This is a genomic window from Micropruina sp. (genome assembly GCF_027492755.1).
In the GTDB taxonomy this organism is placed as follows: Bacteria; Actinomycetota; Actinomycetes; order Propionibacteriales; family Propionibacteriaceae; genus Micropruina.
In genome coordinates this window covers 26,725-50,031 of sequence record NZ_JAPUED010000125.1, presented here as the reverse complement: position 1 = coordinate 50,031, position 23,307 = coordinate 26,725, and the positions used below count along the sequence as shown (strand labels likewise).

18 protein-coding genes and 1 pseudogene are annotated in these 23,307 nt (G+C 68.3%); 12 read left to right on the top strand and 7 right to left on the bottom strand.

The window, feature by feature from the left end; genetic code table 11:
• Nucleotides 1–87: 87 nt before the first annotated feature.
• Nucleotides 88–2,043, top strand: coding sequence for a DUF6049 family protein (locus Q0066_RS09100; RefSeq protein WP_298132191.1), 1,956 nt, complete (start codon nucleotides 88–90; stop codon nucleotides 2,041–2,043).
• On the top strand, nucleotides 2,040–5,582 hold the full coding sequence (gene murJ, locus Q0066_RS09095; protein WP_298132189.1) for a murein biosynthesis integral membrane protein MurJ: 3,543 nt from the start codon (nucleotides 2,040–2,042) through the stop codon (nucleotides 5,580–5,582). Before Q0066_RS09100 ends, murJ begins: the two co-directional genes overlap by 4 nt.
• Before the next feature lie 2 nt (nucleotides 5,583–5,584).
• On the opposite strand, the gene Q0066_RS09090 is transcribed toward murJ, so the two are convergent.
• Complete coding sequence (locus tag Q0066_RS09090) at nucleotides 5,585–6,856, bottom strand: DUF6596 domain-containing protein (RefSeq protein ID WP_298132187.1); 1,272 nt, start codon at nucleotides 6,854–6,856, stop codon at nucleotides 5,585–5,587.
• Nucleotides 6,857–6,861: 5 nt separating this feature from the next.
• Nucleotides 6,862–7,206, bottom strand: a complete 345-nt coding sequence (locus Q0066_RS09085; protein WP_298132185.1) for a YciI family protein — start codon at nucleotides 7,204–7,206, stop codon at nucleotides 6,862–6,864.
• A 266-nt stretch (nucleotides 7,207–7,472) separates the two neighbouring features.
• On the opposite strand from Q0066_RS09085, the pseudogene Q0066_RS17555 reads away from it, so the two are divergent.
• The 4 genes and pseudogenes from Q0066_RS17555 to Q0066_RS09070 all read left to right on the top strand — a co-directional run.
• Nucleotides 7,473–8,216, top strand: a pseudogene (locus tag Q0066_RS17555) (DUF222 domain-containing protein); the annotation flags it as partial.
• Between the two features lie 46 nt (nucleotides 8,217–8,262).
• Complete coding sequence (locus Q0066_RS09080) at nucleotides 8,263–8,760, top strand: HNH endonuclease signature motif containing protein (RefSeq protein WP_298132183.1); 498 nt, start codon at nucleotides 8,263–8,265, stop codon at nucleotides 8,758–8,760.
• Between the two features lie 68 nt (nucleotides 8,761–8,828).
• Nucleotides 8,829–9,398 carry an RNA polymerase sigma factor SigM gene (sigM, locus tag Q0066_RS09075; protein ID WP_298132181.1) on the top strand — a complete coding sequence of 190 codons (570 nt, stop codon included), beginning with the start codon at nucleotides 8,829–8,831 and terminating at the stop codon, nucleotides 9,396–9,398.
• Nucleotides 9,399–9,459: 61 nt separating this feature from the next.
• Nucleotides 9,460–9,663 (top strand): hypothetical protein, encoded by a 204-nt coding sequence (locus Q0066_RS09070; RefSeq protein ID WP_298132179.1) that lies wholly within the window; start codon nucleotides 9,460–9,462, stop codon nucleotides 9,661–9,663.
• A 1-nt stretch (nucleotide 9,664) separates the two neighbouring features.
• Here the strand turns inward: Q0066_RS09070 and dhaK are convergent, their stop codons facing one another.
• The 4 genes from dhaK to Q0066_RS09050 form a co-directional block, all read right to left on the bottom strand.
• Complete coding sequence (gene dhaK / locus Q0066_RS09065; protein WP_298132177.1) at nucleotides 9,665–10,660, bottom strand: dihydroxyacetone kinase subunit DhaK; 996 nt, start codon at nucleotides 10,658–10,660, stop codon at nucleotides 9,665–9,667.
• A gap of 19 nt (nucleotides 10,661–10,679) precedes the next feature.
• Nucleotides 10,680–11,315, bottom strand: a complete 636-nt coding sequence (gene dhaL, locus Q0066_RS09060) for a dihydroxyacetone kinase subunit DhaL (RefSeq protein WP_298132175.1) — start codon at nucleotides 11,313–11,315, stop codon at nucleotides 10,680–10,682.
• A gap of 107 nt (nucleotides 11,316–11,422) precedes the next feature.
• Entirely contained in the window at nucleotides 11,423–12,937 is a 1,515-nt protein-coding gene (gene glpK, locus Q0066_RS09055) for a glycerol kinase GlpK (protein WP_298132173.1), read from the bottom strand.
• Between the two features lie 114 nt (nucleotides 12,938–13,051).
• A complete protein-coding gene (locus tag Q0066_RS09050) occupies nucleotides 13,052–13,816 on the bottom strand; it encodes an MIP/aquaporin family protein (RefSeq protein ID WP_298132171.1) in 765 nt (254 codons plus the stop codon).
• Between the two features lie 241 nt (nucleotides 13,817–14,057).
• Here Q0066_RS09050 and Q0066_RS09045 point away from each other — a divergent pair, with 241 nt between their 5' ends.
• From Q0066_RS09045 to Q0066_RS09025, 5 genes are all read left to right on the top strand, one after another.
• Nucleotides 14,058–15,008, top strand: a complete 951-nt coding sequence (locus Q0066_RS09045; protein WP_298132169.1) for a sugar-binding domain-containing protein — start codon at nucleotides 14,058–14,060, stop codon at nucleotides 15,006–15,008.
• A gap of 6 nt (nucleotides 15,009–15,014) precedes the next feature.
• Nucleotides 15,015–16,775, top strand: coding sequence for a DUF4185 domain-containing protein (locus tag Q0066_RS09040; RefSeq protein ID WP_298132168.1), 1,761 nt, complete (start codon nucleotides 15,015–15,017; stop codon nucleotides 16,773–16,775).
• Between the two features lie 207 nt (nucleotides 16,776–16,982).
• Nucleotides 16,983–18,560 (top strand): anaerobic glycerol-3-phosphate dehydrogenase subunit GlpA, encoded by a 1,578-nt coding sequence (glpA, locus tag Q0066_RS09035; RefSeq protein WP_298132166.1) that lies wholly within the window; start codon nucleotides 16,983–16,985, stop codon nucleotides 18,558–18,560.
• Nucleotides 18,560–19,840, top strand: a complete 1,281-nt coding sequence (gene glpB / locus Q0066_RS09030; protein ID WP_298132164.1) for a glycerol-3-phosphate dehydrogenase subunit GlpB — start codon at nucleotides 18,560–18,562, stop codon at nucleotides 19,838–19,840. The genes glpA and glpB overlap by 1 nt, the downstream gene beginning before the upstream one ends.
• Complete coding sequence (locus Q0066_RS09025; protein ID WP_298132162.1) at nucleotides 19,837–21,072, top strand: anaerobic glycerol-3-phosphate dehydrogenase subunit C; 1,236 nt, start codon at nucleotides 19,837–19,839, stop codon at nucleotides 21,070–21,072. The genes glpB and Q0066_RS09025 overlap by 4 nt, the downstream gene beginning before the upstream one ends.
• Before the next feature lie 86 nt (nucleotides 21,073–21,158).
• Here the strand turns inward: Q0066_RS09025 and Q0066_RS09020 are convergent, their stop codons facing one another.
• A complete protein-coding gene (locus Q0066_RS09020) occupies nucleotides 21,159–22,226 on the bottom strand; it encodes a glycerol-3-phosphate dehydrogenase (RefSeq protein ID WP_298132161.1) in 1,068 nt (355 codons plus the stop codon).
• A 252-nt stretch (nucleotides 22,227–22,478) separates the two neighbouring features.
• Between Q0066_RS09020 and Q0066_RS09015 the strand changes: the two genes are divergently transcribed.
• Complete coding sequence (locus tag Q0066_RS09015) at nucleotides 22,479–23,273, top strand: DeoR/GlpR family DNA-binding transcription regulator (RefSeq protein ID WP_298132159.1); 795 nt, start codon at nucleotides 22,479–22,481, stop codon at nucleotides 23,271–23,273.
• The last annotated feature ends 34 nt before the right edge of the window (nucleotides 23,274–23,307 follow it).

Genomic DNA, 23,307 nt, shown 5'->3' with positions numbered 1-23,307 from the left:
TCGGCTCGGACACGTCGCGACACTCTACCGGGAGGGCCCGCTCGCCTCCTGCCGGATCGGGCGCGACCCGCACCCTACGATGGGACGGTGACCCGCACCCTCCCGGCCAAGCTCGCGCTCGTGCTGGCCTGGATGATCACCGTCGCCGTGGTGCTGGTCGCTCCTGCTACCCCCGCCCGGGCAGCCGTGCCGCAGCTGAAGGTGGAACTCACCAGCCTGCGCACCACCGGTTCTGGCAAGAAGGCCACCGCCGTGCTGCGCGGGACGGTGACCAACATCGGCGCCCAGCCCGCGTTCGGCGTCCGGGCCATCCTGTGGCGTTCGCTCGATCCGATCACCGAACCGGCCGCGTTCGACTCGGTGCTCAGCGGCCAGACCCAGACCTGGGGCGTGCGGCTCTACCGCACCTCGGACCACTACTTCTCCGTCACCGCTCCCGACCAGGCCTTCGACCCCGGAGCGCGAGCCGAGTTCACCGTGCGCGGCAAGCTCAGCGACCTGGGCTTCATCAACCCGGGCAACGTCTACCTGTTGGGCGTGCAGGTCCGCGGCACAGCGGACGCCTCCAGCAACTTCCAGGTGCTCAGCCAGGCCCGCACCTTCTACGTGACCAAACCCAAGCAGCGGCTGCCGCTGGCGTCGGTGGTGCTGCTCTCGGCCGCCCCGTCCAAGGTGCGGCCCAACGTGTTCGCCGACGAACGACTGCTCGGTGAACTGAACGGCCGGCTCAATACCCTGCTCGGCGTCGCGGGCCGCTCGGGCATGTCCTGGCTGGTCGACCCGGCGCTGATCGACGAGGTCATCGACATGGCCGACGGCTACAGCGTCGTCGACGGCAAGGAGACCAAGCCCGGCACCGGGCAGGCGGTCGCCCAGGCCTGGCTGCAACGGTTCCGCGCGCTGCCGAAGGATCGCGGCGCCCGCACCCTGTTCGCCAACCCCGATGTGCTCGGCGCCGAGAAGAACCGGGCGACCGGCGTGCTGCAACGTTCCATGGCTGCGGCCGCCACGGTGCCCGAGCTGAGCAGCCTGCCCCTGGTCGCCCTGCCCTACAACGGAGTCGCCGGACCATCCACCCCGGCCTGGCTGCACGACGCGGACGCCGACGCGATCGCGGTCAGCACCGCCGGACGCGGCCCGGTGGTCGCGCCCGGGCCGTCCGGTTCCACCCTGCTGCGACTCGCCCCACCATCGACGGCGGGCGGCCCTGGCGCCGACGACGGGCCGGTGCAACGCGCCCAGCGGCAGTACGCCGAGGCCATTCTGGGTGGCGGGCTGGTCCGGTTGATCGACACCGCGGACGCCGCCGCCGCGGACGCCGCCAGCAGCCCGAACTGGCTGACCCGCACCGCACTGGGCAGCCTGCTCGACGACGCGGCCGACGTTCCGGCGGCGGCGCTGGTGCTGCCCGCCAAGCCGACCACCCTGCCCGCTTCGCGGTTCCGGCAGCTCAACACGCTCGCCGGCGATTTCGCCGACTACCGCGACCTGGTGCCGGACTCCGAACTTGCCGTTGACGAACCGTCCACCCTGAGCCGACTGGTGTCCACCGCGTGGATCGGCGGCAGCGGCGCCGGCCCCTGGCTGGCCGCGGTCAACAGCACCGTCGGATCGGACGCGCTCGCCGACAACGTCCGGCTCTCGGCCAGTCCGCGGGTGTTGATGTCGTCGCGCAGCAACGAGTTCCCGGTCACCGTGGTCAACGAACTCACCGAGCCGATCGTCGTCCGGGTCGTCTTCGCCTCGGACAACCCACAACGGATCAGCATCGCCGACACGGCTCCGATCACCGTCGGCCCCAGGCAGAGCCAAACCATCAACGTCCGTCCGGAAGCCAGTTCGAACGGCCTGGTCAACGTGACCGCGAGCCTGCGGACGACCTCGGGCAAACCGATCGGCGAAAGCACCCGGATCGCGGTCGAGGTCACCGACCTGGGCGTGATCGGGTGGATCATTGTCATCGTCTCCGGTGTCGTGCTGGTGGCGACGACTGCGCTGCGCATCCGTCAGGTGCGCCGCAAGCAACGCGAGGAGGAGCTTTGAGCGACGAGGGCCGGGAAGCCCCCGCCACGACCGGACGGCGGTTGCTGACCGCTACCGCCGTGATGGCCTCGGGCACCATGGTGTCGCGCATCCTCGGCTTCGGACGGGCGATCCTGCTCGCCTTCGCGTTGGGCAACAGCACCCGGCAGGTCGAGATGTTCGGCCTGGCCACACTGATCCCCAATACGCTGTACATGCTCTTCGCCGGCGGCGCGCTGAACACCGTGCTGGTACCGCAGATCGTCCGGGCCATCAAGAACGATTCCGACGGCGGGCAGACCTACGTCAACCGGGTGATGACCGCCTTCCTGGCGGGACTGGCCGTGGTCACCATGCTGATGGTGGCGGCGGTGCCGTGGCTGCTGACGCTGTGGACCGATCCGGCCTGGCAGAGCCTGCCGCACTGGCAGTCGCTGGTCTTCATCACCTACCTGACCATGCCGCAGCTGTTCTTCTACGGCGCGTTCTTCCTGATCGGCCAGGTGCTCAACGCCAGGGACTCGTTCGGCCCGATGATGTGGGCGCCGATCGCCAACAACGTGGTGCAGATCGGTGTGCTCGGTCTCTACGCGGTGCTCTGGGGCGGCCTCGACACGTCGGCTCCGTTCAGCACCCAGCAGGCGTTGCTGCTGGGTGGCGGTTCCACTCTCGGCATCGTCGCCCAGACGCTGATCCTGATCCCGTTCTACCGGCGCACCGGCTTCCGCTACCGGCCCCGCTGGGATCTCAAGGGAACCGGCCTGGGCCACACGTTCCACCTTGCCAAGTGGATGATGGGCTACGTCGCGCTGACTCTGGTCGCGCAGGCCGTGGTGACTCGGCTGGCCACCTCGGCGGTGGTCGGCGGCTCCGGTGCCGGCAGCAACGTCTACAACCAGGCCTATCTGATCTGGGTGCTGCCGCATTCGCTGTTGACGGTCTCGCTGGCCACCGCGATGCTGCCGCACGCGTCCCGGCTGGCGGCCGTGAAGGACATGATCGGTGTCGCCGCCGAGGTGCAACGGGCGAGCCGGTTGGCGGTCACCTTCCTGGTGCCGGCGGCGATCGGAATGATCGTTCTCGCCGAACCCATCGCCCGGGTCGCGTTCGGCCTCGGACAGGGCGCCACCGACTTCCACTACGTGGCCTGGACGCTGATGGCGTTCGGCATCGGCCTGGTGCCGTACACCATTCAGTACCTGTACCTGCGCGGCTTCTACGCACTCGAGGACACCCGGACGCCGTTCCTGCTGCAAGTGGTGATCTCGGGCGTCAACACCGCTTTGGCTGTCGGCTTCATGCTGGCCTGGCACGACGTGAATACGGTGGCGCCGCGGCTCGCGCTGGCCTACAGCCTGTCCTACATACTGGGCGCCTGGCTCTCGCATCTGGCGTTGCGCAAACGCCTGGTGGGCCTGGACGGCGGCGACCTGATCCGCCATCTCGCCAAGCTGGCCGTGGCGGCTGTGCCCAGCGGCGTGCTGGCCTGGGCGATCACCTGGTACTTCACCCGTTTCGAGTCGGCGCTGCTGACCCTGGTCGGCCTCGGCTTGGCCGCACTCGTGGCCGTGCTGGCCTTCTTCTTCGCCGCCAAGCGGCTACGGATCAGTGAAGCCACCCAGGTGCTGGGCGTGCTGCGGCGCCGCCGCAATCCGCATCCGGTGGTGACCGGGCAGCCGGACGAGGTCGCCGAGGAGGTCGAGCCGTTTCGTTCCGAGGCTTCGCCGTCCGACAAGGAGGACGACCCCGAGCCGGAACCTGAACCCGAGCAGATCAACACCGACCCGGACGGTGCCGGTCAGTTCATCGTCATCGAACCCGAGGGCGATCAGGCCGTGCTGCACTACCCCGATCCGGACGACCCCACTGCCCAAGCCGATGACGCCGCGGCCGCCGAACTGGTCGGCCAGGTGCTCGGCGAGCGGTACCGGTTGGACGAGTTGCTCGCCCGGCGTGGCCGTGCCCTTACCTGGCGCGCCTTCGATCAGCGGCTCTCGCGTGCCGTCCTGATGCATCTGCTGTCCGCGGAGGATCCGCGCGGCGAGGAGATGATCGGCGTTGCCAAGCGTGCCTCGGGCGCGCCCGATTCGGCCTTTCTGCGGGTTTTGGACGCCGGCGCCTTCGACAGCGGCGAGCACTACATCGTCTTCGAGTACGCCCCCGGCACCTCGCTCGAGCAGGTTCTCGCCGGTGGACCACTGTCCCCCGTCGAGGCGGCGTGGATCGTCAAGGAGCTGGCGCAGGCGCTCGCCGCGCTGCACACCCGCGGCCTCTACCACGAACGGATCAACCCCGACACGGTGGTGATCACCGCCGCCGGCAACGTCCGGATCGTCGGCCTGCTGGTCGAGGCTGCCCTCGACCCCGACGATCGGGCGCTGACCGGCGAGCCCGCCGACGTCCGAGCGCTCGGTTCAGTGCTCTACGCCTGCCTGGTCAACCGCTGGCCGGACGGCGACGGCTTCGGCCTGCGCGCCGCGCCGCGCGACGGCGTCCGTACCCTCACGCCGGCCCAGGTGAAGGCCGGCGTCCCGCGGATGCTGGACACGCTGTGCGACCGCATCCTCAATCCGAACCCGCGCAATCGGCAGACCAGCATCACCACCGCCCGGGCGGTCGCTCAGCAACTGAGTGCGGTGCTGGGGCAGGCCAGTGCCGCCCCCGATCTGGAGCGCCGGTTGCGGCTGCCGGTGGCGATGATCAAGACGTCCGGGACGTCGGTGTTCACCGTGCCCGTGCCCAGCCCGGAAGCGGAGCCCGCCGCACCTCCGGCGTCTCCAGCCTCGTTGGTCGATGATCCGGACGCCGGCGACGAGGGCGAGTCGACCGAGCCGTGGCAGTTCCCCGGACTCAAGGCGGACGATCCCAGCACCGAGCCGTTCACCCCGATCCCGCCGCCGGCGCGGACCGGAACGCAGCAGCTGATGCAGCCGTCCCCGCAGCGTGGCGGCATGGGACGTCCGCCGCGCCGGTTCCTGGCGCTGCTCATCGGTCTGCTCGGCCTGGTTCTGGCCGGCTCGCTGGTCTGGGTCGCGGTCAGCCAGCTGAGCGCTCGGCGCACCCCGGCGACGTCCAGCCCGAGCGTGGCGGCGGTGATCCCGATCGTGTCGGCCACCGACTTCGACCCGATCGCGGACCGGGGCAGCGGCAACGAGAACGCACGTCTCGCGCCCCGCGCCATCGACAACGATCCCGACAGCGCCTGGCTGTCCGAGCGGTACCGCGGGGACGCCCGGCTGGGCCGGCTCAAGCCCGGTGTCGGGCTGGTCCTCGACCTGGGCAGCACCAAGACCGTGAGCCAGGTCAGCGTGAGCGTGATCGGCAAGGGCACCGCGGTGGAGCTGCGCATTCCCGCCGACGCGACCGTCACCGCCGCACCGATGCGTTCGCAAGCCGACTGGGCCACGATCGCCACGGTTGGCAAAGCGAGCGGGACCGCGGTGATGAAACTGGACAAGCCGGTCAAGACCCGCTTCCTGCTGGTCTACCTGACCTCGCTGCCGCCCGAGTCCGGCAACTACTTCCAGGGTGGGATCACGAACATCGAGGTGCGCGGCTGAGCTCAGCCTCCGCGAGGGCGAAGCGAATTGCGCAGCCGGGTCAGATACGCCCGCTCCCCGGCGTTGTCGGCGGTCTCGATCGCTCGGTCGTATTCCTTCACCGCCGGTGCCGTCCGGCCGAGCCGGCGCAGCAGATCGGCTCGGGTCGCATGGAAGGCGTGGTAGCCATCCAACCGGTCGGCGAGGGCGTCCACCAGCTCCAATGCGGGGAGCGGACCGGCGATCTCAGCCACCGCCACGGCCCGGTTCAGCCGGACGACCGGCGTGTCCAGCCTTGTCAGCAGCTGGTCGTACAGCGTGACGATCTGCCGCCAGTCGGTGTCCGCGGCCGTCGCGGCATCGGTGTGCACGGCGTTGATCGCGGCGAGCAGTTGGTATCGTCCGGGCCGGTTCTGCTCCAGGCAGCGCCGGACCAGGGCATGCCCCTGCGCGATCAGCTCGGCGTTCCACCGCGTCCGGTCCTGCTCGTCGAGCCGGACAAGGGTGCCGTCGACGGCGAACCGGGCCGGACGCCGCGCCTCACTGAGCAGCAACAGGGCCAGCAGACCGCGCGGCTCCGGCTCGTCGGGCAGCAGTTCGACCAGTTGCCGGCTGAGCCGGATCACCTCGGCCGCCAGGTCGATCCGCAGCTCGGGACCGTGCGGCAGGTAGGCCTCGTTGTAGCCGAGGAACAGCACCGTCAGGACGCCGGCCAACCGCTCGCTCAGGTCGCTGGCTTGCGGTACCCGGAAAGGGATGCGGGCCTCGGCGATCTTGCGTTTCGCCCGGGTGATGCGCTGGGCCATCGTGCGCTCCGGCACCAGGAAGGCCGCCGCGATCTCGGGCACGGTCAGCCCGCCGAGCAGCCGGAGGGTGAGCGCCACCCGGGCCGGTTCGGCCAGCGCCGGGTGACAGCAGGTGAAGATCAGCCGCAACCGGTCGTCGGCGACGGGCCCGTCGTCGGCGGGTGCGTCGGGACGCTCGTCGACGACGCCCGCGGTGACTCGTGCGGTCGGCGACAACATCGCCTGCGCCGCCTGTTGTTTCGCACCTCGATGCTGTTCTCGGCGAAGCACGTCGATTGCCTTCCTGGTGGCGGTGGTGGTCAGCCAGGCGCCGGGGTTGGGGGGAATGCCGTCGGTCGGCCACCGTTCCATGGCGCTCACCAGCGCCTCCTGACCCGCCTCTTCGGCGACATCGAGGTCACCGAAGCGGCGGGCCAGCGCGGCGACGACGCGTCCGAACTCATCGCGGACGATCCGCTCGATCCGCTCGTCCAGCTGGGCCGTGCTCACCCGGCCTATGCCCCTTGGAAGGCGCGGACCTCGACCTTGCCCTCGCAGGCCTTGGCTGCCTCGCGGGCCAAGGCGAGCGCTTCGTCGAGATCGGACGCCCGGATCACCCAGAATCCGCCGATCTGCTCCTTGGATTCGGCGAACGGGCCGTCGGTGAGCTCGCCGCTGGGGCTGACCACGGTCGCCGAGGACGGCGCCGTGAGGCCGCCGGCGAAGACCCATCTGCCGTCGCTCTGAAGCTTGGTGTTGAAGGTGTCCACCTGGGCGTACATCCGCTGGGTGTCCTCGTCGCTGACGTTGATCGTGTCGACATCGCCGTCGTGCCAGACGGAGAGCAGGTATTCGGTCATCGTGATCCTCCTGGTTCGCGGACGGCCGGTTGCCGCCCATCTTGGCAACGAACGAGCGAACGTGGATGCGACAGCGTGACCGAAATCAGTTCTCCTCGATCGAGTTCCTCCACCGTTGGTCGAGCTTGTCGAGACCCAGCCGCGCGATAACTGTCAGTGCTACCTGAGACAAAGAACTACTGGACGCTCCCTGGTCTCGCCGACCACTTCGAGAGACATCCAACCGATCCCTTGTATTCAGACATTTGTACTATTACAATAGAGAGATGGAGGCACTTGGCAGGCATGACACCGCACTGACCGGCATGGTCACCGCGGTCGCCGATCTGTCCTGCGGAGACCCGGTCGAACTCATCGACCACATCACCGAACTGGAGCGCCTCAAGAACGCGGCTGCGGCTGCCCAGGCGCGATTGACTGTCGAACTGCGTCAGGTGCGCGAAGCCGAGGCCCGTGCCGAGGGCCGCAACGTGAAGCGAGTACCCGTCTCGGTCGCCGGTGAGATCGGGTTGGCCAGACACGAATCACCCCACCGTGCCAGCACCCTGGTCAGTTTGGCGGCCGTACTGACCTCCGAAATGCCCACGACGATGGCGGCCTTCACCGCCGGCGAGATCTCCGAATGGCACACCACCGTTCTCGCTCGCGAGACCGCGTGCCTGTCGAGAACCCACCGCGCTCTGATCGATGCCGAACTCGGCCCCAAGCTCGCCGAGTTGTCCATCCGGCAGGTCGCCGCCGAAGCCCGAAAGCTCGCCTACGAACTCGACCCGAACAGCGTGATCGCCCGCATCGGGCAAGCCGAAGCTGACCGGAATGTCACCATCCGGCCGGCGCCCGATTGCATGACCCGCGTCTCCGCCCTGCTACCGGTCGCCCAAGGCGTCGCCGCTTACGCCGCTCTCACCGCTGCCGCCGGCACCGCCCGTGCCGCCGGCGATGAGCGCTCCAAGAACCAGGTGATGGCCGACACCCTCGTCGCCCGCGTGACCGGCGAAGAAGAAGCGGGCGAGGTCGACATCGAGATCCAGTTGGTGATCACCGACGAAGCACTCCTTGGGTGGCAGCGAAACCCCGGCCCGGATCAGCGACCACGGGCCCATCCCTGCCGCCATCGCCCGCGGACTCGCCGCCGACGCCATCGGCAACAACCGAGCCTGGGTCCGTCGGCTCTACGTCCGGCCCGGCAGCGGTCAGCTGGTCACCATGGAATCGGGCCGGCGCCGCTTCCCCAAGGGAATGAAGGCCTTCATCAAGGCTCGCGACGAGGTCTGCCGGACGCCGTGGTGCGGGGCACCCATCCGGCACATCGACCACATCACCCCGGTACATGCCGGCGGAACCACCAGCCTCACCAACGGCCAGGGCCTGTGCGAACGGTGCAACCAGCTCAAGGAGCATCCCGGCTGGCGGCACAGCCTCCAACCGGACGGCACCAGCACGATCCGAACACCCACCGGCCACCGGTATCGCAGCCGGCCACCCGACCTGCCCCACGAACCGGCCTTCGTGCCGTTCCTGGTGGACCTCCGATTCTCTAGACCCGCAGCCTGACATCGGAGCATCTCCGCTAGCCTCAGGGACGTGTTCGCCCGACCTGCTTGCCCGCCCAGGGTGCCGGCATGACCAGCGAACCCACCGACGCCCAGCTGCTGGCAGCGCACGTCGCCGGCGACGATCGTGCCTTCAACACGCTGATGGAACGCCACGCCGACCGGCTGTGGAGCATCGCGATCCGGGTGATGAACCGCCCCGACGACGCTGCCGACGCCCTCCAGGACGCGATGATCTCGGCGTTCCGCCGGGCCGCCGACTTCCGCGGCGACGCCGCTGTCACCACCTGGCTGCACCGGATCGTCGTCAACGCCTGCTTCGACCGGCTGCGCCGGATCGCGGCCCGGCCGTCCGATCCGCTGCCCGAGGACGCCGATCGCTCACTCAGCTTCGCCTCCACCCGGGACGATCCGGAAACCGCCGCCGTCCGCTCCAGCCTCGCCGACGAGGTTACCGCGGCACTGCACCAGCTCGGCGCCGATCAACGAGCGGCCCTCGTCCTGGTTGATCTGGAGGGATACTCGATGGAGCAGGCCGCACGCATCCTGGGTTGCGCGCCCGGCACCGTGAAGAGCCGATGCTCCCGCGGCCGGGCCAAACTGGCCGTCCTGCTGCAGCACCTCAAGGAGGTGGACTGAAATGGGAACCGATGACGCGGTCGCTGCGTCCAACCCAGGGTCACCGACAGAGGGAGCGAGCATGATCTCCGAAGAGGACGTCAGCCGCTACCTTCAGGCTGCCCCGACAGTGGCATGCCCCGATGACGTGCTGTCCCGGTTGCGGGCCACCATCGCCGGCGAGGTCGAGTTCCGGCACGCCAGCCGGGTCGAACCCGACGTGGACACCCCGGAACTGAAGACCCGGTCGCCGCTGTGGGCGGACGACCGGGTCAACGACTGCTGAGTCAGAAGATCCGGTTCACGATGGACGCCGGCGCGGCCAGCAGTGCCTCGATCTCGTCGTCCAGTCGCACCAGGGTGAGCGACGCTCCCGCCATCTCCAGGCTGGTGCAGTACTCACCCACATAGCTGCGGGCCACCGTGATGCCCTGATCGGCCAGCTTCTGCGCGGCGATGCCGAACAGCAGGTAGAGCTCACTGATCGGCGTCCCACCGAGACCGTTGATCATCAGCGCCACCCGGTCACCCGAGCTGAACGGCAGATCGGGTACCACCGCACCCAACAGTTCGTCGACGATCTCGTCGGCGGTGACCAGCTTGGCGCGCCGCCGTCCGGGCTCGCCGTGAATGCCGACCCCGACCTCCATCTCGTCGTCGGCCAACTCGAACAGCGGCGAACCTTTCGCCGGCGGGGTGCAGGCGGTGAGCGCGATGCCCATGGTGCGGGCGACGCTGTTCACCTTCTCGCCGACCCGGATCACCTCGTCGAGTTCGGCGCCCTCCTCCGCTTTGGCCCCGACCGCCTTGATCACGAAGAAGTTCCCGGCCACGCCACGTCGTCCGACCGTCCAGGTGGAGTCCTGCACGGCGACATCGTCGTCGATGAACAAGGTGGCGCACTTGATGTCCTCGGCCTCGGCCAGTTCCTGCGCCATCTCGAAGGCCATCCGGTCACCGGTGTAGTTATTCACCAGCAGCAATACGCCCTTGTCGGACGCCACTCGTTTCGCCGTCTCGAAGACGTAGTCGGCCGGCGGCGCGGCGAACACGTCGCCCGGACAGGCGGCGTCCAGCATGCCCGGGCCAACTGCCATCACGTGCGCCGGCTCGTGACCCGAGCCCGAACCCTGGACGATACTCACCTTGTTGTTGTTGGGCGCGTCCGAGCGCATGATCAGGTTGTACTCGGGCACGTAGGTGATGGTGTCCGGGTTGGCCAGGGCGATGCCCTTGAGCATCTCGGGCACGAACTGCTTGGGGTCGTTGACGAACTTCTTCATGGTTTCTCCTCCATGCCTCTCATTGGGTCGGCCACTGCTCGGCCAGGCGTTCGAGGATGACGGCGACGGCCATGGCGCCGGCATCCACCGAACCGATGCTGCGTTCACCGGTGTAACTGGCGCGCCCGCGGCGCGCCTGCAGCTGGGCTGTGTCGTCCGCGGCTTTGCGGGCAGCGGCAGCCATCATGGCGACCGCCTCGGCGGAGCTGACCCCCGCGGCGATCTGTTGCTCGAGGGTGTCGATCGCCGGCACCAGTGCGTCGAGCAGCGTCTTCTCGCCGAGTTCGGCCTTGCCACGCGCCTGAATTCCGGCCACCGCGGCGCGCAGTCCCGCCACCACGTCGGTGGCGGTGAACTCCTCCTTGCCTTTCAGCGATGAGCCCATCCGGAGCATGGCCGTGCCCCAGATCGGCCCGGACGTGCCGCCCATCCGGCCCGAGATGGCCATCGCGATCTTGGTCAGGAACACACCCGCGTCGGTGCGGTCGTAGTCGTCCCAGTTCTCGGCGACCACCTCGAAACCGCGGGCGAGGGAATAGCCGAAGTCACCGTCGCCGACGACCGCGTCCAACTCGCCGAAATAGCTCTCGTTGTCGATGACGGTCTGGGTGAGCGAACGGACGACGAACTCGGCGTCGGTCAGCGAACCGGCCATCTGATCCTCCTTTGGTCAGGACGGAAATCGGGCAACGCCGACAAAGCCGGCGGAAATGCACACGGCCCGCCACCGGGAAACTCCGGGGGCGGGCCGTGTGAAAGGAACTACTCGGAAGCGAGGTCGTCGTCGACCCAGTCGAAGGTCCGGGTCACGGCCTTCTTCCACTGCCGGTACAGCCGGTTGCGCTCGCCCTCGTCCATCTTGGGCTCCCAGCGCTTGGCCTCGGCCCAGTTGTCGATGACGTCCTGCTCGCCGTCCCAGAAGCCGACCGCGATACCGGCCGCGTAGGCGGCGCCGAGCGCGGTGGTCTCGGCGACCACCGGACGGATCACCGGCACGCCGACCTGATCGGCCTGGAACTGCATCAGGGTCTCGTTCATCGTCATGCCGCCGTCAACCTTGAGCTCGGCCAGCTTGACGCCGGAATCGGCCTCCATCGCGTCCAGCACCTCACGGGTCTGGTAGGCGGTGGCCTCCAGTGCCGCACGGGCGAAGTGGCGCTTGTCGACGAACCGGGTCATGCCGACGATCGCGCCCCGGGCGTCCGAGCGCCAGTACGGGGCGAACAGGCCGGAGAACGCCGGCACGAAGTAGATGCCGCCGTTGTCGTCGGCCGCCAGCTCTTCGACCTCGGGGGCCGAGGAGATGATGCCCAGCTGATCGCGCAGCCACTGCACCAGCGAACCGGCCAGGGCGATCGAGCCCTCCAGCGCGTAGATCGGCTTGTTGTCGCCGATCTTGTAGCAGACCGTGGTCAGCAGGCCGTTCTTCGACGGAACGATCTCTTCGCCGGTGTTCATCAGCATGAAGCAGCCGGTGCCGTAGGTGTTCTTGGCCATGCCGACCTCGAACGCCGCCTGGCCGAAGGTCGCCGCCTGCTGGTCACCCAGGTCGCCGGCGATCGGCACGTCGTAGAGCAGGCCGGCCGGCCGGCCCCTGCCGTACACCTCGGAAGAAGACCTGATCTCGGGCAGCATCGACATCGGAATGCCCATATCGGCGGCGATGTCGGCGTCCCAGGACAGCGTCTTCAGGTCCATCAGCATGGTGCGCGAGGCGTTGGTCACGTCGGTGACGTGAACGCCGCCGTCGACACCGCCGGTGAGGTTCCAGATCACCCAGGTGTCCATGGTGCCCATGATCAGGTTGCCGGCGTCGGCCTGCTCCCTGGCACCGTCGACGTTGTCGAGGATCCACTTCACCTTCGGGCCACAGAAGTAGGTGGCCAGCGGCAGACCGACCCGCTCCTTGTACTTGTCCTGGTCGCCGCCACCGAGCTCCTCGACGATCTTGGCGGTACGGGTGTCCTGCCAGACGATCGCGTTGTAGACCGGCTTGCCGGTGTTCTTGTCCCAAACCAGGGTGGTCTCGCGCTGATTGGTCACGCCGACGGCCGCGAGGCTGTCCTTGTTCACCTGCGCATCGGCAAGTGCGATGCCGACGACCTCGCGGATGTTCTCCCAGATCTCGATCGCGTTGTGTTCGACCCAGCCCGCCTTCGGGAGGATCTGTTCGTGTTCCTTCTGACCCGAGCCAACGATCTGGCCCGCGTGATTGAAGACGATCGCACGGGAACTCGTGGTCCCCTGATCGATCGAGAGAACGTATTTCTCAGCCATTGTGTTCCTTCCCACATCTTTGTAGCGGCTTGAGGTACATGGTGCCCGGTGCCGGACGGCAAGGCCAGCGATTTATCGCCCGGCCGTCCGGAACCAGGTTTCGGATGCTCCGGTTCAGGCCGGCAGCAGGAATCCGGAGGTAACGCCGGCGATCACGCCGCCGATGATCGGGCCGACGACCGGTACCCACGAGTAGCCCCAATCGGAGGAGCCCTTGTTGGGGATCGGCAGGATGGCGTGCGCGATGCGCGGACCGAGGTCACGAGCCGGGTTGATCGCGTACCCGGTCGGGCCGCCGAGGCTGGTGCCGATCACGACCACCAGCAGCGCCACACCCAGAGCGCCCAGCCAGCCGAGGCCGGCGGGTGTGTGGGTGCTCGAATCGCCCCAATGCCCGGCCGCAATCACGACGAACACCAGCACGAAGGTACCGATGGCCTCAGTGATCACGTTCCACAGCGGGCTGCGGATCTCCGGACCGGTCGAGAAGACGCCCAGCTTGAAGCCGTCCGGGGCGTCCTCGTCGAATTGCTTCTTGTAAGCCAGCCAGGCCAGCACCGCACCCAGGAAGGCGCCGATCAGCTGGGCGCTCAGATAGGTGAAGATGGAGGCCGCGTTGACCGGGATGCCGGGAACGAACTCTTTGACTCCCGAGGCCGCCAGGCCCAGGGTGACGGCCGGGTTCAGGTGCCCGCCCGACTTGTACGAGACCAGGACGCCGGAGAAGACCGCGAGACCCCAGCCCCAGTTGACCATCAGGAAACCGCCGCCGTTGCCCTTGTTCTTCGGCAGGATGTTGTTGGCAACCACGCCGGCACCGAGCAGCAGCAGCATGGCCGTGCCGACGACTTCGGAGAGGAAGATGGTTGCGAGATTCACTGTGACTCCCTTCAGGCACCGCTAGCGATGCCAAATATGGAGGCCGGGATCCCCGGCCGCCTTTTTCCTTACGTCGCCGATCGGTTGGATCGGCGGGGAGGCGAGAGGGTGTCGGAGGGGGTCGCCACCTTTGCGACCGGCCCCCGGACGGCCGTCCGCTTCCGGCCGTCGTGCCAAGTCTTGCCAGGCTCGAACACATGCGCTAGGTCTGTGCACGAACGTGCAAGCAAAGGGAGAACAAATGAACGACCGCTACGACGACATGTACGAAGCGGCCTCCCGCTACTACATCCAGGGCGAAACGATGGAATCCATCGCCCGTCAACTCGGCTTGTCCCGCTCGACGATCAGCCGCCTGCTGAAGCAAGCCCGCGGTTCGGGGCTGGTGCGAATCAGCCTCGCCCATCACAATGGCTCGCGCTCACCGCTGGCCGCTGCGCTGACCCGCGCGTTCGGCGTCCGGGTGCATCTGGTCGGCGTCCGCGACGGTGCCTCCGACGGACGCCGGCTCGATCAGGTCGCACGGGTGGCCGGACGGCTGTTGTCCGAAGCCGTCGAGGACCACCAGGTGATCGGGGTGGCTTGGGGCGTCACCACCTCGCAGGTCGTGCGTCATCTGATGCCCCGGCCGCTGGCGGGCGCCACCGTGGTGCAGATGAACGGCGGCACCAATCAATGGTCCTCGGGCATCCCGTATGTGGGCGAGATCCTGACCACCGTCGGCGACGCCTTCAACTCGCGGGTCGTCTACTTCCCGGTGCCGGCCTTCTTCGACTACGCCAGCACGAAGCGGGCGATGTGGCGCGAACGCTCGGTGCAGAACGTCATCACGCTGCTGCACCGCATGGACGTCGCGGTGTTCGGGGTGGGTTGCATCAACGCACAAGTGCCCTCACACGTCTATTCCTCCGGCTACCTCGACGACGATGAGGTACGCCGGTTGGCCGCTGACGGCGTGGTCGGCGACGTGTCGACGGTGCTGCTGCGCGAGGACGGGTCGTGGACCGACATCGACTTCAACGCCCGGGCGACCGGCCTGACCCCGTCGGAGCTGGCCCAGGTGACCCGCCGGTTCTGCGTGGTCGCCGACCCCTCCCGGGCTGGTGCGGTCGTCGGTGCACTGCGGGCGGGCACCACCACCGACCTGGTGATCGACGAGGGCACCGCCCGCGCGGTGCTGGCCAGGCTGTAGCCCGCGATGATCTGGCCACCCCTGATCGGGCCCGGCTCGCTGCTGGAATCGGACGACCGCCCCGCCTGGTGGACGCCGCCGGGCGCGCCGCACCGGCTCGAGGCGGTGATCGGCGCCGACAACGGTGACGGCACGCTGACCATTCATCACTATTTCCACGGGCAGGGCCGTCCGGACACTCCGTGGTTGCGCGGCGACGCGATCAGCACGGCGGCTGTGGGCCCGGCGGCGCTGTGGCAGCGAGGGCGTCCCGGCACCGAGGCACACGAACTGGTTGCTTCGGTGCCTGAATCGGACGGGGTGATCAGCTACGCGTGGGCCGTGAATGCGGCGCGGCCGAATCGCTGGCGCCGGCTCGGGCCCGGTCTGGACGCCCCGGACGACTCCCGGCCGGTGTGGGACGGCCCCTGGGATGCCCGCGAGTGGGGGTCGGGTCGATTGGTCGCGGTCGCAACCGCACGCACCCGGCTGGCCGACGGCTGGGTGCAGGCCCTGGTGCAGGTGGACGGCTCCCTCTATCACCTGCATCGACAGGTGCGTGCCGGCGGCGTCCGATGGATGCGGCATGCCTGCCTGCGGCTGGCCGACCATCAGGGTGTCATCGACGCCGGGGAGCCGTCGACCAAGGTGGCCCAGGTCAGCGGCGAGCGGGACAGCCAGCCGGGCGGCCTGGTGCGCACGCTGTCCGCGTCCGAGTCCCGTTCGGGCGTGCGGGGCACCGATCTCGGCGTCCGGTTCGAGCATGCCGGGCGCAGCTTCCTGCTGTTCGGCGACACCCATTGGGCCGGACGCCCCTGGCTCGGCACCCGCGATGCCATCGCCGAGGTGCTCGAACCGGGGGCCGAACTGCCCACCGTCCGGTTCCACGGCTCGCCGCTGCGGCTGCGCGGCGGACGGACCACCATGCGCGAGTACGACGTGCCGCTGGACGCCTTCAGTCTCGACGGCGAGCTGTACGCCTTCTTCACCTCCAACCACTTCCGGCGGCACCAGACGATGGGCCGCAGCGTGCTGGCCCGGGCCACCGCGCCCGGGTTGGCGATCGAGCCCGCTCGGCGGCGGCGTCCGATCGGCTTCCGCTTCCTGGCCACCTTCTCCGACCACCGCTTCATCAATGTGTCGGTACAACGCCGAGGCCGCTACCTGCTGATCTGGGGCACCGGTGCCTACCGGACCGACGACGTCCGGCTGGCTCGGGTCGACCTGACCGCGCCCGGCGTGGCGTCCGGTTTGCGGCGCGGCGACGCCCGGCCGTTCCTGACCACCGTCGAGTACTGGGCCGGACCCGGGTCGTGGTCGCCACTCGAATCGGACGCGGTGCCACTGCTCACCCCTGGTGCGCTCGGCGAACTCTCGGTGCGCTGGATACCCGAGATCGGGCGGTATCTGATGCTCACCATGGCCGGGCCGGACGATCCGGCCGGCCCGGCCGTGCTGTTGCGCAGCGCGTCCGAACCGTGGGGACCCTGGTCGCAGCGGCTGCGGCTGCTGGACTGGATCGCCGGCGGGATGAGTCCCGGCGATCACACCCGGCGGTTCATCCGGTTCGCCGCCGACGGCAGCGATCCGGTCGGCGACGCCATCTTCCGGGGCCAGGACAGCTCCACCGGGGCGGCCTACGCACCCTACTTCTTCGACGCCCGCGCCGACGGTGACGGCATCGTCCTGCGCTACACGCTGTCGACCTGGAATCCCTACCAGGTGGTGCTGATCAGACACCGGCTGAGCAGCGACGACCTCACCTTCCTGCGTTCACAACCGATGTGAAAAAGGCAAGAAAAGAGTGTTGTTAATGTGAGGCCTGAGCTATATCAGATGCCCGTCCCGCTGGAGTAGCGTGCGCTTTGATCGGGCTGTGACTAGCGCGTCCGCACAGCATCGTGGCAGTGGGGAGCGTGGGAACGACCTGACCCGGCAAGGTCCATCGGGTGGACGTCGTGGCCCACGACTCCACCCATTCGATCGGAGGATGCAGTGAAGACCCTTACCGCAGACGTCGTGGTGGTGGGCGGAGGATCCACCGGCGCCGGCGTCGTCCGTGATGTCGCCATGCGCGGCTATTCCGCGATCCTGGTCGACCGGGCCGACCTCGGACAGGGCACCACCGGCCGCTATCACGGGCTGCTGCACTCCGGCGGTCGCTACGTGGTCAGTGACCCGCACTCAGCCACCGAGTGTGCCGAGGAGAACGCGATCGTCACCCGCATCCAGTCCCACGCCGTGGAGCGCACCGGCGGCTACTTCGTCGCCACCCACGTCGACGACCCGGCCTGGGGCGACGACTGGGCCAAGGGCGCCACCGACACCAAAGTGCCGTTCGAGGAGGTCTCGGTCGCCGAGGTGCTGAAGGCCGAACCGCGGGTCAACCCGAAGATCTCCCGCGCCTTCAAGGTCGAGGACGGCTCGGTCGACGGCTGGCAGCTCGTCTGGAGCGCCGCCAACTCGGCCAAGCAGTACGGCGCGAAGATCCTCACCTATCACCGGGTGACCAAGATCAACCGCGACGGCGACCGGGTCTCCCAGGTGGTCTGCACCGACGAGAAGACCGGCGAGGAAGTCCGGATCAACACCAACTTCGTGCTCAACTGCGCCGCCGCATGGGGTGGCCAGATCGCCCACATGGCCGACTGCCCCGACGTCCAGGTAGTGCCCGGCGCGGGCATCATGATCGCGATGAATCACCGGCTGACGAATTCGGTGATCAATCGGCTCACCTACCCCGCCGACGGCGACATCCTGGTGCCGGTGCACACCGTGTGCATCATCGGCACGACCGACCAGAAGGCCGACGACCCGGACAAGCTGCAGATCGCCTGGGACGAGGTGCAGCAGATGATGGACTGCGGCGAACTGCTGGTGCCCGGCTTCCGCAACGCGCGCGCCATCCACGCCTGGGCGGGTGCCCGCCCGCTGGTCAAGGATTCCCGGGTCGGCTCCGGAGACACGCGGCACATGAGCCGTGGCATGTCGATCATCGACCACTCCGAACGCGACGGCCTCAAGGGCCTGCTCACCATCGCCGGCGGCAAGCTGACCACCTACCGGCTGATGGCCGAGAACGTGGTGAATGCGATGTGCGCCCAGCTGGGCGAGACCCGTCCCTGCCGGACGGCCGACGAGCAGTGCCCCGGCTCGGAGGACAAGAAGAACTACGTCATCACCCACCGGCTCGAAGAGCGCGAGCACGACCGCACCGAGGACCAGATCCTGTGCGAGTGCGAGTTGATGAGCAAGGGCATGTTCACCCGGGCCCTGGCCGATCAGCCCAAGGGCAGCTTCGACGACCTGCGTCGCCAGCTGCGACTCGGTATGGGCCCTTGTCAGGGCGGCTTCTGCTCGATGCGCGCCACCGGGGTGGCGCTGCAGTCCGAGCACATCGACATCGAGCGGGCCACCGGCCTGGTGCGGCTGTTCCTGAAGAACCGCTGGATCGGCATCTGGCCGATCCTCTACGGCGACCAGGTCCGGCAGACCGCGCTGGACAACTGGATCTTCCAGGGCACGCTGGACGTCGAACACCTGCCTGGCCCGACTCATGAGGAGGTCGTGTGATGACGCGCGTCGTGGTGATCGGAGCCGGCGTCTCCGGACTGGTCGCAGCCATTCGGCTGGCCCGGGGCGGCGCGGCGGTGACCCTGCTGGCCAAGGGCACCGGCGGCCTGCAGCTCTCCCAGGGCACGATCGACATTCTCGGCTACGCCCCCGACCGCGTGGAGCGACCGCTGGACGCGCTGGGCGACTTCGCGCAGGCCAACCCTGACCATCCCTACGCGTTCCTGGACGCCGAACTGGTCGGCGCGTCCGCGAGCTACGTCGCCGAGTTGGTCGGTGCCGAGCTGCTGGTCGGTGATCCTGCGGTCAATCTGCAGTTGCCCACCGCGGTCGGCGCCGTCCGGCCCACCGCGCTGGCCTCGCCCAGCATGACCGCGGGCGCCTGCGTCGACGGTGCGAAGTTCGTGATCATCGGCCTCAAACAGCTCAAGGACTTCTATCCCGAACTGGTCGCCCACAACCTGAACCGCACCGACCTGCCGGGTGGCGGGCGACTCGAGGCGCGTCCGGTGATGCTGGGCTTCCCGGCCCGCGAGGGCGAGGTCGACTCCTCGGGCTTGACCTACGCCCGGGCGCTGGACGACCCGGCCACCCGCAAGCGGTTCGCCGAAGCGGTCAAACCGCTGGTGGCCGAGGGCGAGAGCGTCGGTCTGCCGGCCGTCCTCGGCTTGGACGACCACAACGCCTGGAGCGACATCGCCGACCTGATCGGCGCCCCGGTCTTCGAGATCCCGCTGCCCCCGCCGTCCGTGCCCGGCATGCGGTTGAACCGCACCCTCACCGCGGTGGCGAAGGCGTCCGGCGTCCGGGTGGTGCCGGGCAGCAAGGTGACCGGCTACCGCAGCCCGGGCGGATCGGTCGCCTGTGTGCAACTGGCCACCGCCGGCGGCATCCGCGAGTTCGCGGCTGACGCGTTCCTGCTCTCCACCGGTGGTTTCGAGTCGGGGGCACTGCATGCCGACTCGCGCCACAACCTGCGCGAGTCGATCTTCGACCTGCCGCTGCGACGTCCGGAGGGTGCCCTGGTGCATGCTGATTACTGGGGCGATCCGCAGCCGCTGTTCCTCGTCGGCGTCGAAACCGGTCCAGACCTGCTGGTTCGCCATCCCGGCGGCGACGCGGTCTACGACAACCTGTACGCCGCCGGCGGCATCCTGGCCGGCGCCACCCGCTGGCAGGAGAAATCCGGCGAGGGCATCGCCGTCGCCAGCGCCGTGAAAGCCGCCGATTCGATCCTTGCCGCAGCATCGTCCGCCACGACCGAAGGAGCAGCCTCATGAACCCCTCCGAGGGCATCGAGTTCGCCCAGACGCAGGTCGCCCGGGCGTCCCTCGACCACTGTGTGAAGTGCACGATCTGTGAGACGCACTGCCCGGTGGCCGCGGTCACCCCGAAGTTCACCGGGCCGAAGTTCGTCGGCCCGCAGGCGGAGCGGTTCCGGCACGGCGAATCGGTCGACCACTCGCTCGACTACTGCAGTTCGTGCGGCGCGTGCACGCTGGCCTGCCCGCAGGGGGTCAAGATCGCCGAGTTGAACGGTCAGGCCCGTGCGGTGATGAAGGCCGACGAGATGCCGTTGCGCGACCGGCTGATCACCCAGACCACGCTGATGGGCCGGGCGATGACGCCGCTGGCGCCGGTGGCCAACGCCGCGCTGTCCATCAAACCGCTGCGTACCGTGGTCGAGAAGGTGCTGGGCATCCACCGTGACGCCCCGATGCCGCACGCCAACACCCAGACCATCACCGGCTGGCTCAAGAAGCGCACCCGCACGGCACCCGCGCCGACCCGTGGCCCGATCGTCTTCTTCCACGGCTGCGCCGGCGGCTACTTCGAGGTCGAGACGTCGAAGAAGTCGATCGAGGTGCTGGAACATCTCGGCTATGAGGTGCTGGTGCCCAAGCAGGGCTGCTGCGGCCTGGCCGAACAGTCCAACGGCCTGTTCGACGGCGCCACCGCCAAGGTGCTCAAGCTGTGCGACGAGTTGCGGTCGTCCGGACGTGACCTGACGATCATCTCGTCGTCCGGCTCGTGCACCGGCATGCTCAAGCATGAGGCGCACGAGATCATGGGCGTCGACGACGACCGGCTGGCCGACGTCGGCACCCGGATCCGCGACATCATGGAGTTCCTGCTGGAGCTGCACGATGCCGGCGAGCTGCCCACCGACTTCGCCGAGATCCCGCTCACGGCGGTCTACCACGCCCCCTGCCAGCTCAAATCGCAGGGCATGGGCCAGCCGGCCATGGAGGTGCTGAAGCTGATCCCGGGCGTCGAGGCGATCGAGTCGGGCGCCACCTGCTGCGGCATCGCCGGCACCTACGGGTTGAAGAAAGAGAAGTACGAGATCGCCCAGGCGGTCGGCAAGCCGCTGTTCGACAAGGTGCGCGAGGTGAACCCTGAGTTCGCGATGTGCGACACCGAGACCTGCCGCTGGCAGATCCGGAAGGGCTCCGGCGCCGTGGTCGAGCACCCGATCTTCCTGGTGCACCAGGCCTACGGCCTCAGCTGAGACATCGCTGGTTGAGCTTGTCGACGCTTGCGGGTTGAGCTTGTCGAAACCCCCGAGGGTCTCGACAAGCTCGACCGGCGGTTGTCTCAGACTCCCGAGCCGTTGCTGCCGAAGAACGTCTTCCACGGCACGTCGACGGCGGCATCCTTGGCCACCACGGCGTGCAGGTGGCGCAGCAGCGGGAACTGCTCGGACGTCAGCACACCACGCTCGGTGAGCCGCTCGAAGGCGTCGCCGATCACCTTGATCGCCGCCGCACCCTCCAAGGTGACCCCCGGCATCTGATCGCGGGCCTGGGTGAACGTCATGCCCTCGCCGACCAGGGTGCCGACCTTGACGTTGCGTCCACCCATCGAGGTGACGAAGCAGTCGCCGATGCCGGGGAGTCCGAGCACCGTGGACTGCTGCCCGCCGAGCAGGTCCATGAACTGGGTCATCTCCACCGACGCCTGGCCGAACAGCGCGGCGCCGTAGTTGTAGTTGACGTACTGCGGGTCTGCCTCGCCGAAAGCCTTGAGCTGGCCGTGCATGAAGCCTGCGCCGAAGGCGTAGCAGTTCTTGGTCGCCGCGCACACCTCGACGCCGACGAAGTCGGTGCTCGTCCAGACGTGGTAGAAGTCGGTCTCGAACAGCTCCTTCCACATCGCCAGCACCTCAGGGTCCTCGCCGGTGAACACCACGCTGGTGTGCCGCCGGATCGCCACCTCGCCCGCGATCGAGGGCCCGGCGATCGCCGAGATCGACACCCGGCTGCGCAACTCGTCCGGAATGTGCGCCATCAGCGCCCGGGGCAGGATGGTCAGATTGCCGTCGGAGTCGGCCTGCATGCCCTTGGCCAGCGCGATCACGTGCTGGCCCGGACGGAGTAGCCCGGCCAGCTGCTCGCCCGCCCAATCGACGCCGAACGAGTTCACCCCGCTCATCACCAGATCGGCGCCGTCGAAGGCCTCGGCGGCGTCCTCCAACTGGTAGGCGGTGACGTTGTCGGGCACCGCCAAGTTGAGGTTCGGATGCACGCGGGTCGACTTGATCGAGTCGATGATCACGCGATCCAGATGGGTTCCAACCAGCCGCACTTCGTGTCCGTTGTCGGTGAACGGGGTCGCTAGGGCTGTCGCCATGATTCCCGAGCCGAGGACCACCAGTGTCGCCATGAGGGTTCTCCTTTCCGGACGATGCCGGGGTAGTGCCGGCAACGTTGCCGACAGACCTCCAACCTAGTGGCCGACCCACCCGACGTCATCCGAACCGAGCACCGGCCGGCAGACCCCGAGGGTGCCGCCGCCCACGCCCTGAGCAGGTCTGCCGAAGTCTCATCATCTCAGCCGGCTTTCGTGCGAATGATGGAGTTGATTGTCAACAAATAGGGCATCATGAGTGTGACAACGAACGAAGGATGAACTCGCATGGCGACCAAAGGGCGTGGCCGAGGTTCTGTCGGTGCGCTACGCGAACGCCGGATGGCGATCGCCGAACGGGTCGTCAAGAACGGATCGGCCTCAGTCGACGAACTCGTGGACCTGACCGGAGTCTCGGCGATGACGGTGTATCGCGACATCGAATCGCTCGAGGAGGCCGGCGTGCTGATCCGGCACCGCGGCCAGGTGACCGCCGTGGCCACCGGTTTGAACGAGATCGGTGCCAGCATCAGGGTGAACCAGAACGCCGACCTGAAGCAGGAAGTGGCCCGGGTGGTGGTCGAACAGATCCGCCCCGGCAGTTCCATCCTGGTCGATGACTCCACCACGGCGTTGTGGGTGCTGCGCATGCTGGAGCTCGTGCCGCTCACCGTGGTCACCAACTCGATGCTGGTCGCCCGCGAGTTGGAGCGTCGCTCCGGAATCCGGCTGTTCGTCACCGGCGGTGAGTACCAGGCCTGGTCCGAGGCCATGGTCGGGCAGACCACCACCCATGTGATCGCCGACATCCGGGCCGACTACTGCCTGGTGTCGGCGTCCGGCATCAGCGATCTGCTCTGCTACCACCCCTATGAGGACTGCGCCCAGGTGAAGCGGGCGATGATGGCGTCGGCGGACAAGTCGATCCTGCTGCTCGACCACACCAAGCTCGATCGCCGCGCCCTGCACACCTTCGCCTCGATGACTGACTTCGATCAGGTGATCATGGACTCTCAGACGCCCGACGAGGCCATCGAAGAGCTTCGCGGGAAGGGCGTGCGGGTCGTCCGCGCGGCCGGCTGAACCGATTGTCCCATCAGGCGTTCTCCTCTCACAA